Raw genomic sequence first — 9,900 nt, forward strand, 5'->3', positions numbered from 1 at the left:
GCGCTGTTCAGCGCGGGTATCCGGACATCAGGGATGGCGCTGGTGTGCTGCAGCAGCTGCTCACGGAGATCCGGCCACCGTCGTTTCCGTTGCCCTGGACCACGTCAGGCAGCCACTGCTCGACGGTGCCATCCAGGGACAGATACCCCTCGCGGACGAATTGCAGCATGACCGCGGCGGTGAACGTCTTGGTAGCGCTGCCAATCCGGACCCCCTACCGTTTCCACGGCATCGGCCTCCTGGTGCCCATCTCGGCCGTGCCGGCGCGCGCGGTCATCTGTGCCCGGGGACGTCACCTCGGCGAACACACCGACGGCCCCGGTGTCGCGGATCGCGTCCACTTGCTGCTGGAGCGGATCGGTCCGCTGCGGCTCCGCCGACGCCGTTAACCCGGGCGACGTGGCAACGAGGAGCATGGCCAGGCTGCTCAAGACTGCCCTCATAGCGGTGCCGGGGGTTGCTGAGGCTCTACTCCGCTCGGCTCCGAAGGGGAGAGACAGGAGACGCCCGGGTGAGCAAGTCCCGGGCCGACAGCAACGAGATCATGAACGAGCGGATGGGGCGGAATACGGAGTGGTAGTCGGGTCCGCAGCCGCCTCCTCCCCCCGCCCCGCGATCAGTGGGGCGAGCAGCCGCGTGCCCGGTCCCATCCGCCCCCCGGGGCCGGGCAGTTGTGTGGTGTCGGCCACGGTGAGCGGCTCTTGGCAGGCATCGCAGGTCACGACCGGCGTGGCCAGGTGTCCGCAGGTTTCGTGGCGGATCCGGGCTGGCGGCCCCGCGGGCTCCGCGTACCACTTGTCGCCCCAGGCCATCAGCGTCAGCAGGACGGGGTAGAGCTCCCGGCCCTTCTCTGTGGGCACGTACTCCTCGCGTGGTGGGCTGGCCTGGTATTGCTCGCGTGTCAGCACGCCTTCCTCGACCAGCCGGGCCAGTCGCGAGGCGAGGACCTTGCGCGACAGGCCGAGGTCCTGCGCCAGTTCGTCGAAGCGGCGGATGCCGACGACGACGTCGCGCATGATCAGGGCTGTCCAGGCATCGCCGAACAGGTCGGTGGCGCGGGCGATCGAGCATGCGACGTCGGAGAGGGAGGTACGGGTCACGGTCGCATCATATCGGCGACGAGTTCCCCCAGGGAACTAGCTGATGCTAGGTTCACTCAGGGAACCCGATCCGGAAAGTGGATGGAGACTGCCATGACCACCGCGCCGCGCATCGCACTCGACTCGGCCGGGCCAACGGCCGTCGACGGCCGCCAGATTCGGGCCCTGACCTTTCAGTCCGTACGGCTGGAGTACCTGCGGCACGTGCTCCGGGAGCTGAGCCTCGCCACGGCCGCCAGCCGGGCGCTCGCCGTCGGCAGCGGGCGCGGCCTTCTGGCCCGGGGCCTCGCCCAACTCGGGTTCGAGGTCGTTGCCGCCGACCCGTCGCCCGCCGCGACGGCCCTCGCCCAGGACGCGGACGACAGCCTTGGCCTCACCTACCTGACGACACCCGCGGAGGAACTCGACCTGCCGGACGGCTCCTTCGACCTCGTGTACTGCGCCGACACCCTCGAGATCACCGAACGGCCGGACGCGGTCCTCGCGGAGGCGGCGCGTGTGCTGCGTCCCGGCGGGGCCTTCGTCTACGACACGGTGAACCGCACTCCCATCTCCCGCCTCATCTACCTCGGCGCCTTCCAGTCATTCCCGGGCACACGGATCATGCCCCGCGGCCGCTACGCCGCACATCGGCTGCGCCGCCCGTCGGAGCTCACCGAGGCCCTCGACCGGGCGGGGCTGTCCGCGAAGGACCTCTCGGCGTTCAAGCCGCGCGACGTGCGCAGTCTGGTGCGCGCGACGCGCGGGCGCAGGCGCGGCACGCTCACAGACGAGCAGCTGCCGGAGCTGGTCGACATGGTGCTGGAGCCGGAGGACAGCCCGCTGGTGACGTTCCTGGGGTACGCGGTCAACCAGGCATGAGGTGGTGCCGGCAGGCCCTTCGGAACCGGATCCGCGTTCCAGCGGCAAGAGTTGCCGATTACGATGTCGCTGTGAGGGACGTGCCGGATGCCCTGCAGACACAGCCGATCCGCCACCGGTTTCGGCCCCGGCGACCGCTCGGGCCAGGGCGGCAGCAGTCGCTCGATCAGCGCCCATAGGTCATCGTCCACGATCCGCGGCCGAGTCGTCACACCTTCCCGAACGGACGGATCGTCACAACGTCCCGCCCAACCAAGGCACTTCAACAAGATCCTGTGCCGAGCTCTCAGCTTGACCTCTATCTGCTGGGTCTTTGAGATGGCATGGCCGATCATGGGTGGATGACAGCCTTCTATCATGTGTGTTTTGCGGTTCCGGACCTCGAACGAGCGATGCAGGACTTCCGGCGTTCGGCCGGGGTCGAGTGGAACGAGCCTGCATCCGACAGGCTTGGCGAGTGGGACTACCGCATCGTCTTCACCACTGGTGGGCCGCCTTTCATCGAGCTCATCGAGGGGGCCGCCGGCAGTCCTTGGGACGCGGCGGAAGGAGCCAGGTTCGATCACCTCGGTTTCTGGTCCAGCGATGTACAGGAAGGCTCCCGGCGCCTGGAGCGGGAGGGTATACCCGTGGACTTTTCCGGCTGCCCGCACGGTCGACCGTTCGTCTACCACCACATGGACAGCGTCGGCGCCCGCATCGAACTCGTCGATGTCAGTCGCCAGGCCGGGTTCCTGAGCAAGTGGCATCCGGGCGGTGAGCCCATGCCCGCCATCGACGAATCCTCCAGAGGGTGAATCTGCGTCGCGCGGTGCGGCTCGAACTGGGCCCCGCACCCAAACTCTTGGACGAGTAATCAGCGTCGTCGCTGATCGTCTGCGATGTCTGATGGGCAGCGTCTAGGGTGCGGGGATGCGTGCAAGACTGGACGAGATCGTTTTCGATTGCGGCGATCCTCAGGAGCTGGCCCGGTTCTGGGCCTCGCTGTTGGGTGGGGAGCCTGTGCGGCGGGACGCGGACTGGAGCTACGTGGACCCGCCCGAGATGCCACGTCTGGCCTTTCAAGGGGTCTCTGAGCCGAAAGCCACGAAGAACCGCCTTCATCTGGACCTGCTGGCGGGGGATATCGCCACGGCGACGGCCGAGGCGATATCCAGCTGGGCGCGGTGGCCGTCGGTGAGCTGGTGACGAATCCCTACGGGCAGTTCCAGATCCTCAACGATCCTGAAGGCAATGAATTCTGCTTCGTCAGCGGCCGCTGACGCCGGCGGGGCGATGCGTAGCCGGTGCCGTGGCCGCCGACACCGACCACCAGGAGCAACCGATACCCAAATCCCCCACGCCTTCGGCAGCCGGAACTTGCCTCCCAAGCACGCGACTTCCGACTTCGGATGGTACTCATCGACCGCGAGGTGGAGACCGCGCTCGACACCACACGTGACCGCTACGGACGGATCATCGGCGGGGGCTGCTGGGGTGTTCGAGCCGGACTTTCACTGCTGGACTGCTGGCGCTTGAGGGATCCACCCGAGCCGGTGCCTTCGAACAAGACACGCACGGGCTTGGATCCGATGATTCCTGCTGGCAGTGCCGCGAGGGGGAGTGCAGCGTCACCCCAGGGGTCTCGTGTAGACGGCTGTCACGTCCTCTCAGTTCGGGTCGGCGTTCCCAGTCACCACGTCGACGGCGTGGCGACGGTGTGCGGCGAAGAGGTGGAGCGCGGTTTCGGTGTCGCGGGAGCGCAGTGCGGTCACGAGCCCGTGGTGTTCGCGCGGGATGCAGCCGATGTACCCGTCGGTGCTGAGGTTGATCCGCGTCAGCAAGAATAGGTGGACCTGGCACCGGATACCGTCCCAGGCTTCGGCGAGGCGCTGGTGGTTGGCGGCGGCGAAGACGGCGTCGTGGAAGGCGATATCCAGTCGCACCATCTCGTGGGCGTCCGTCACGTGCTTCATGACCTCGGCTGCCTTGGCGAGGGACGCCAGGTCCTCGTCCGAGTCGCGCGTGATCACTTGGCGGACAGCCAGGTCTTCCAGTGCGCCACGCAGGCTGTCGAGCTCCGCGACATCCTCAGGAGACAGTGTCGTCACTGTCGTCCCGCGGTGCCACGCGCAGTGGACCAGTCCCTCGCGCTCCAGTACGCGCAGCGCTTCACGTACCGGTCCGCGACTGACGTCCATCGTGGCGGACAGTTCCACCTCGCGCAGCTGGGCGCCGGGGGCGTAGGCCCCGCTGAAGATGGCCTCCCGGATCCGGTCTGCAACCTCGTCCGACAGGCCGCGACGGCGGGCCGGGGACACCTTGCCCTGATCACTCATGCCTGACTTGCACCTCCTCAGTCTACGTCCTAATGTTAACATTCAATCGTTGTCGCAATGTCAACATTAGGACAACTAGTAGATCCCGCCGGACCCATTCTCGGAAAGGCAGTGCCGTGACTGTTCTCGACTCCCCGATCCCCCGGTTCCACCTGGCCGTGCCGGTCGACGACCTGTCCGCCGCGCGCCGCTTCTACGGCGACGTACTGGGTCTGGAGGAGGGCCGCAGCGCGGACACGTGGTTGGACTGGAATCTGCACGGCCACCAGTTCGTCACGCATCTGGCACCGGAGCGCGCGCAGCGCATACACAACCCGGTCGACGGTCACGACGTCCCGGTGCCGCACTTCGGGCTGATCCTGACGATCCCCGCCTTCCAGGAGCTCGCCGAGCGCCTGCGCGCGGCGGGCGTCGGGTTCGTCATCGAGCCCTACGTGCGCTTCGCGGGCCAAAAGGGCGAGCAGCACACGATGTTCCTCCTCGACCCGGCCGGCAACGCGCTGGAGTTCAAAGCGTTCGCCGACGACTCCCAGGTCTTCGCTTCCTGACCGGCGGACACCGCACCCTTCCCTATTCACCACTCGAAAGACGGGACGAACTCATGAAGGTGTTCCAGATCGGCGCTGCCGGAGGAGTCGGCCGCCGCCTCACCCAACTCCTCGCCGCACGCGGGGGCTCGGTGACCGGCATGCACCGCGGGCCCGCTCAGGGCGAGACCGTGCGAGAGGCCGGCGGGACACCGGTGATCGGTGATCTCATCACCGACGCGGTCGACGACCTCGCACAGAAGTTGCACGGCCATGACGCCGTGGTCTTCTCTGCCGGCGCGCACGGGACCGGCATGGACAAGACGACCCTCATCGACGGCAAGGGCCTTCAGAAGGCCGTCGACGCGGCCGCGCTCGCCGGGGTGTCGCGGTTCGTCCTGGTCTCGGTGTTCCCCGACGCGCTGCGCGGCGGCGAGGGCGGTGAGGGCTTCGAGCAGTACATCAAGGTCAAGAAGAGTGCCGACGTGTACCTGACGCGCACCGATCTCGACTGGCTGATCGTCCGCCCCGGAACCCTCCTGGACACCCCCGGCAGCGGCCGGGTCACCGCGGGCCCCGCCGTCGAGTACGGCGACGTGCACCGCGACGACGTCGCCGCGTTCATCGACGCCGCCCTCCACGAGCCCGCCCTGACCCGCGTGATCGTCGAGCTCACCTCCGGCGACGCCCCCGTCGCCGACGCCGCAGCGCAGCTCGCGTCCGGCTGACCTCCTACCCCAGTCGGCAGCCGCACCACCAGCAAGGAGTAGCACCATGACCGCCATCGATTCCTACAGCCACGACATCTCCGGTGAGGAGGAGTTCGGTTTCGCCCAGGCCATCAAGGTCGGCGAGACGATCTACGTCTCCGGGCAGCTCTCGCACGACGACGAGGGCAACTTCCTCTACCCGGGCGACTTCGACGCTCAGCTGAAGCAGTCCTACGCCAACTTCGAGAAGGTGCTCGCCCACTACGGCGCCACACGTAACCAGGTCGTCTCCGAGACCCAGTTCATCGTGGACCTGCCGAAGTACAACATGGCGATGGCCGCAGCGAACCTGGCCTACTTCGGGGACCACCGCCCCACCAGCTCCACCATCGGCGTCGCCTCGCTGTTCTTCCCGGGCCAGCTCATCGAGGTCAACTTCGTCCTCGACACCCGCCTGCCGGCCTGATCATGAGCCCGGCACGGGCCGGGTGACGCCGGCCGGGCGGACCGTCGCCGGCCAGCCCTGTCGCGCGCGAGGACATCACCGCCGTACTGCTCGCCCTGCTCGACGACCCGCCCCTCGACGGCCACACCATCGAAGTCATCGGCGGCGACATCCCGATCGCTTACGCCGCGGCTTCCCTCAGCGCCGGCCTTCCTACGGCCTGCCCTTCCCACCCGAAAGAGAAAACCGTGAGTGTGCTGTTCACCCCCCTCACCCTGCGATCCCTTGAGATACCCAACCGGGTCTGGATGTCCCCGATGTGCATGTACTCCGCCGCCCCCGAGGGCCCGGGGACCGGTGCGCCGACCGACTTCCACCTCGCCCACCTGGCCTCCCGTGCCGCGGGCGGCGCAGGTCTGGTCATGGCCGAGGCCACCGGTGTCCGGCCCGACGGGCGCATCAGCCCCTGGGACCTGGGCCTGTGGAATGACCACCAGCAGGAGGCATTCACCCGCATCACCGAGGCCATCAAGGTGCACGGTGCCGTCCCGGCCATCCAGCTCGCCCACGCCGGCCGCAAGGCATCGGTGGACAAGCCCTGGCTGTCCGACCGGTACCTGCCCGAGTCCGAGGGCGGCTGGCAGCCCGTCGCCCCCAGCGCGATCGCCTACGACGGACTCGCTGTCCCGCACGAGCTGACCGTGGCGGAGATCCAGCAGCTCGTACGCGACTTCGCCGACTCCGCGCGGCGCGCGCTGGCCGCCGGGTTCCAGGTGGCCGAGGTGCACGGCGCCCACGGCTACCTGATCAACTCTTTCCTCTCCCCGGCGTCCAATCTCCGTACCGACGCCTACGGCGGCAGCTTCGAGAACCGGCTCCGCTTCGCCCTGGAGGTCGTCGACGCCGTCCGCGCGGTGTGGCCCGAGGACCTGCCGGTGTTCTTCCGCACCTCGGCCACCGACTGGCTGACCGAGAATCCCGAGGACGAGCGCGAGGGCTGGACAGGGGACGACACCGTCCGCCTCGCCAAGGAACTCCAAGCCCGCGGCGTCGATCTGCTCGACGTGTCCACCGGCGGCATGGTCCGCGACGCCAAGATCGTCGCCGGACCGAACTACCAGGTCCCCTTCGCCACCCAGGCCCGCCAGGCCACCGGCATCCCCACGGCAGCCGTCGGCATCATCACCGAGCCGCAGCAGGCGGAGGAGATCCTCACCAGCGGTCAGGCCGACGCCGTCTTCCTCGGCCGCGAACTGCTCCGCAACCCCTACTGGGCCCAGCAGGCCGCGCTCGAACTCGACGCCGAGCCCCGCTGGCCCGACCAGTACGCATACGTCGTCAAGCGCCGCAAGCGCTGACCTCCCCACCCCTAAAACCTCTGCCGCACTGCCCTCACCAGGAAATGCGCGCTGCACCACCGCACTGGAAGCTCCCCATGAACCACCTTCAGGACAAGGTCGTCGTCATCACCGGCGCCTCCTCCGGCATCGGCGCCGTCAGCGCCAAGGCCCTCGCCGCCCGCGGCGCCAAGATCGTCGCCGCCGCCCGCGGCCAGGAAGACCTCGACCAGCTGGTCGCCGACATCGAGAAGGCCGGCGGCACCGCCACCGCCCGGCTCACCGACGTCGCCGACACCGCGGACATGCAGGCGCTGGCCGACTTTACCGTCGCCACCTACGGGCGCATCGACGTCCTGGTCAACAACGCCGGCCTCATGCTCTTCTCGTACTGGAAAGACCTCGCGCTCGACGACTGGAACCGGATGCTCGACGTGAACATCCGCGGCTACCTCAACGGCGTCCACGCCGTCCTGCCCGTGATGCTTCGCCAGAAGTCCGGCCACATCCTGAACATGGACTCGGTGGCCGGCCACCAGGTCGGCGACGGCGCCGGTGTCTACAGCTCGACAAAGTTCTTCGTGCAGGCCATGACCGAATCCATGCGCAAGGAACTCGCCGTTCGCGAGGGCGTCAAGGTGTCCACGATCAGCCCCGGCGTCATCGACACCGGCTGGGCCGACAAGGTCACCGACCCCACCGGGCGCAAGGCCGCCCAAGAGCTCAACACCATTGCCATCGGCCCCGAGTCCATCGCCGACGCCGTCGTCTACGCACTCGACCAGCCCGCCGACGTCACCGTCAACGACCTGGTCATCTCCCCCACCCGCCAGAACTGGTAGCACCCCGGGCCCCGAACAAGGACCCTTGCGTCCCGCACCTCCCACGCGTGCTCGTACGCGGTCTTCGGCCGCTCGTGTACCACTTCCCGACCGAGGCGACCTCGATGCCGAGCCGCTTGGCCAGGTAGTCCACCACATAGCACCTGAACCGGACGCGTTGGCCGTCTCGAACTGCCGCCACGGTGACGCTGTCGCGGAACGGCAACTCCTGCCCCGCCCGGCACACTTCCCCTCTGGCCTGGGCCTCTGAGGTACTCAAACAGACAGTTAGGACCGTGACCTCGAGGTCTGTCGGGCGCGTGCGGGCAGGGGCAGGACGGCGGCGCCCTGGCGCAGGGCGTCGTTGCCGAGCGCAAACAGCAATCTAAGGCTGGCCAAGTCGTTCCGCCCGAATTACTGGCCCGTCAGGGCGAGCCGGGCCGCACGGTCGCTGGCTCGGCAGTCAACTCGTTCCGGCAGCACCCCTGGGGCTGCCGAGGTAGCGGTGGACGAGCTAGACGGCCATCGCACCCTCACCGACAGCCGAACGCTACTGGCTGTCAGTCTCAGACGTCGGTTTCCCTATCGGGGTGGACGAGCGCTGGTTCAGCCGCATGGAGAGCTTGTGAGGTGCGCGGACTGCTTGGCCGACGGGGCGGATGGTCTGGCCCAGGAGGGGGCGGAGCTGCCAGCGGGCTGCGACTGTGGCGAGGGCGAGCGTGGCCTGGGTTCGGACGAAGGTGTCGGCGATGCACTTGCGCGGGCCAGCTCCGAAGGGCACGAAGGTGCCTGGCGCGGTGTCGATGGCGTTCCAGCGTTCCGGGGCGAAGCGGTCGGGAACGGGGTAGGCGTCCGGACGTCGGTGGAGTTGGTAGGGGCTGAAGACGATGGTGGTGCCGGCCGGTAGTGGGTGTCCGCCGAGTTCCGTATCGGTGGCGGTGGTCCGGGTGAGCAGCAGAGACCGGTGGGTACAGGCGCAGGGTTTCGGTGACGATGCGGCCGGTCAGATCGAGGGAGTCCAGGTCTGTGAGCTGGACGGGACGGCCGCCGAGTACGGCGTCGACCTCGTCGTGCAGTCGTGTCTGGATGTCGGGGTGGGCGCCTGCTTCGGACCTCAGCCCCTTCGCCTACCTGGACGTGGTCAGCAGCGACGGGGTAAAGAACCTTGCCCGGCTGCCTGGGACAGCCGGGCAAGCGGGCACAGCACGTGCAGCGGGGCCCGGCGGGGAGAGTCATCCGGGCCCTTCTTGGACGCAGCGCACCGTGTCCTTCGCCGGCGCGGTAAGTCGGTGCTCCGCCTGGGCCAGGACACCGCCTCGGCGAGCGCCGGACAGCGGTGTCACCCCTTGATGACGCACGTGGTCAACCGCCCGACGCGCTCGCGTCTCGTGAACGCGGTTGTCCTGCGCCAAACCGCTGCTTGTCGCCCGCACGTGTACAGGCTGTCGCGGAATGACCCTCAGCTCTGAAACTCGGGGAATCAGCCGGCTACCCAGGTTATCGGGCAGCGTCATGATTCTGGTTTCCGAGCCATCGCACCGATCGGTCCGGCGTCCGCGAGATTTCCCCTCCGAATCGATGCTTTCGCCTCGCAGCGATACGGTGATTGTGGCCGGTGTCCCTGGGGATCGCCCTCTCTGCCGATCAGGCACCTATGCGAGAGCCCGGTCCCTGCCGTCCGATTCTCAGGAGGCATGATGACCAACCCCGAGCAGCTTCCGAACCAGCAAGAAGGTCCCGCGGACGGTGGTGCAGCCGGCGCACCCGGCGCCCACGACGGA

The 9,900-nt window shown here is 68.1% G+C and carries 12 protein-coding genes and 1 pseudogene; 9 read left to right on the top strand and 4 right to left on the bottom strand.

Annotated features, from left to right (window positions below; all coding sequences use genetic code 11):
- Positions 1-7: 7 nt before the first annotated feature.
- Positions 8-169, bottom strand: a complete 162-nt coding sequence (locus ACH4FH_RS31605; RefSeq protein ID WP_398559386.1) for a hypothetical protein — start codon at positions 167-169, stop codon at positions 8-10.
- On the opposite strand from ACH4FH_RS31605, the gene ACH4FH_RS31610 reads away from it, so the two are divergent.
- The gene (locus tag ACH4FH_RS31610; protein ID WP_398559387.1) at positions 168-389 is read left to right on the top strand and encodes a hypothetical protein; all 222 of its coding nucleotides are present in this window, start codon (positions 168-170) and stop codon (positions 387-389) included. The two genes, ACH4FH_RS31605 and ACH4FH_RS31610, sit on opposite strands and share 2 nt — an antisense overlap.
- A 153-nt stretch (positions 390-542) precedes the next feature.
- Here the strand turns inward: ACH4FH_RS31610 and ACH4FH_RS31615 are convergent, their stop codons facing one another.
- On the bottom strand, positions 543-1,100 hold the full coding sequence (locus tag ACH4FH_RS31615) for a winged helix-turn-helix transcriptional regulator (RefSeq protein WP_398559388.1): 558 nt from the start codon (positions 1,098-1,100) through the stop codon (positions 543-545).
- Positions 1,101-1,193: 93 nt separating this feature from the next.
- Between ACH4FH_RS31615 and ACH4FH_RS31620 the strand changes: the two genes are divergently transcribed.
- The 3 genes from ACH4FH_RS31620 to ACH4FH_RS31630 all read left to right on the top strand — a co-directional run bounded on the left by ACH4FH_RS31620 (position 1,194) and on the right by ACH4FH_RS31630 (position 3,149).
- Positions 1,194-1,961 carry a class I SAM-dependent methyltransferase gene (locus tag ACH4FH_RS31620; protein WP_398559389.1) on the top strand — a complete coding sequence of 256 codons (768 nt, stop codon included), beginning with the start codon at positions 1,194-1,196 and terminating at the stop codon, positions 1,959-1,961.
- A gap of 341 nt (positions 1,962-2,302) precedes the next feature.
- Positions 2,303-2,758, top strand: a complete 456-nt coding sequence (locus tag ACH4FH_RS31625; RefSeq protein ID WP_398559390.1) for a VOC family protein — start codon at positions 2,303-2,305, stop codon at positions 2,756-2,758.
- Between the two features lie 115 nt (positions 2,759-2,873).
- Entirely contained in the window at positions 2,874-3,149 is a 276-nt protein-coding gene (locus ACH4FH_RS31630) for a VOC family protein (protein ID WP_398559391.1), read from the top strand.
- A gap of 461 nt (positions 3,150-3,610) precedes the next feature.
- On the opposite strand, the gene ACH4FH_RS31635 is transcribed toward ACH4FH_RS31630, so the two are convergent.
- A complete protein-coding gene (locus ACH4FH_RS31635; protein ID WP_398559392.1) occupies positions 3,611-4,279 on the bottom strand; it encodes a GntR family transcriptional regulator in 669 nt (222 codons plus the stop codon).
- A 116-nt stretch (positions 4,280-4,395) separates the two neighbouring features.
- On the opposite strand from ACH4FH_RS31635, the gene ACH4FH_RS31640 reads away from it, so the two are divergent.
- From ACH4FH_RS31640 to ACH4FH_RS31660, 5 genes are all read left to right on the top strand, one after another.
- Positions 4,396-4,827: a VOC family protein gene (locus tag ACH4FH_RS31640; RefSeq protein ID WP_398559393.1), complete on the top strand. Its 432-nt coding sequence runs from the start codon at positions 4,396-4,398 to the stop codon at positions 4,825-4,827.
- Positions 4,828-4,880: 53 nt separating this feature from the next.
- On the top strand, positions 4,881-5,534 hold the full coding sequence (locus ACH4FH_RS31645; RefSeq protein ID WP_398559394.1) for an NAD(P)H-binding protein: 654 nt from the start codon (positions 4,881-4,883) through the stop codon (positions 5,532-5,534).
- Between the two features lie 46 nt (positions 5,535-5,580).
- On the top strand, positions 5,581-5,982 hold the full coding sequence (locus ACH4FH_RS31650) for a RidA family protein (RefSeq protein ID WP_398559395.1): 402 nt from the start codon (positions 5,581-5,583) through the stop codon (positions 5,980-5,982).
- Positions 5,983-6,209: 227 nt separating this feature from the next.
- Positions 6,210-7,319 carry an NADH:flavin oxidoreductase/NADH oxidase gene (locus tag ACH4FH_RS31655; RefSeq protein WP_398559396.1) on the top strand — a complete coding sequence of 370 codons (1,110 nt, stop codon included), beginning with the start codon at positions 6,210-6,212 and terminating at the stop codon, positions 7,317-7,319.
- Between the two features lie 77 nt (positions 7,320-7,396).
- Positions 7,397-8,140 (top strand): SDR family oxidoreductase, encoded by a 744-nt coding sequence (locus ACH4FH_RS31660; RefSeq protein WP_398559397.1) that lies wholly within the window; start codon positions 7,397-7,399, stop codon positions 8,138-8,140.
- A gap of 529 nt (positions 8,141-8,669) precedes the next feature.
- Here ACH4FH_RS31660 and ACH4FH_RS31665 read toward each other — a convergent pair.
- Positions 8,670-9,237 (bottom strand): annotated as a pseudogene (locus tag ACH4FH_RS31665) (cytochrome P450).
- Positions 9,238-9,900 lie beyond the last annotated feature (663 nt).

Origin of the sequence: Streptomyces sp. NPDC017993 (assembly GCF_044328065.1) — a bacterium.
Lineage (GTDB): Bacteria > Actinomycetota > Actinomycetes > Streptomycetales > Streptomycetaceae > Streptomyces.

Excerpts from the sequence above, each read along its gene's own strand:
- ACH4FH_RS31610 (WP_398559387.1), top strand. The coding sequence starts at position 168 with ATGACCGCGGCGGTGAACGTCTTGGTAGCGCTGCCAATCCGGACCCCC.
- ACH4FH_RS31605 (WP_398559386.1), bottom strand. The coding sequence starts at position 169 with ATGCTGCAATTCGTCCGCGAGGGGTATCTGTCCCTGGATGGCACCGTC.
- ACH4FH_RS31620 (WP_398559389.1), top strand. The coding sequence starts at position 1,194 with ATGACCACCGCGCCGCGCATCGCACTCGACTCGGCCGGGCCAACGGCC.
- ACH4FH_RS31625 (WP_398559390.1), top strand. The coding sequence starts at position 2,303 with ATGACAGCCTTCTATCATGTGTGTTTTGCGGTTCCGGACCTCGAACGA.
- ACH4FH_RS31630 (WP_398559391.1), top strand. The coding sequence starts at position 2,874 with ATGCGTGCAAGACTGGACGAGATCGTTTTCGATTGCGGCGATCCTCAG.
- ACH4FH_RS31635 (WP_398559392.1), bottom strand. The coding sequence starts at position 4,279 with ATGAGTGATCAGGGCAAGGTGTCCCCGGCCCGCCGTCGCGGCCTGTCG.
- ACH4FH_RS31645 (WP_398559394.1), top strand. The coding sequence starts at position 4,881 with ATGAAGGTGTTCCAGATCGGCGCTGCCGGAGGAGTCGGCCGCCGCCTC.
- ACH4FH_RS31650 (WP_398559395.1), top strand. The coding sequence starts at position 5,581 with ATGACCGCCATCGATTCCTACAGCCACGACATCTCCGGTGAGGAGGAG.
- ACH4FH_RS31660 (WP_398559397.1), top strand. The coding sequence starts at position 7,397 with ATGAACCACCTTCAGGACAAGGTCGTCGTCATCACCGGCGCCTCCTCC.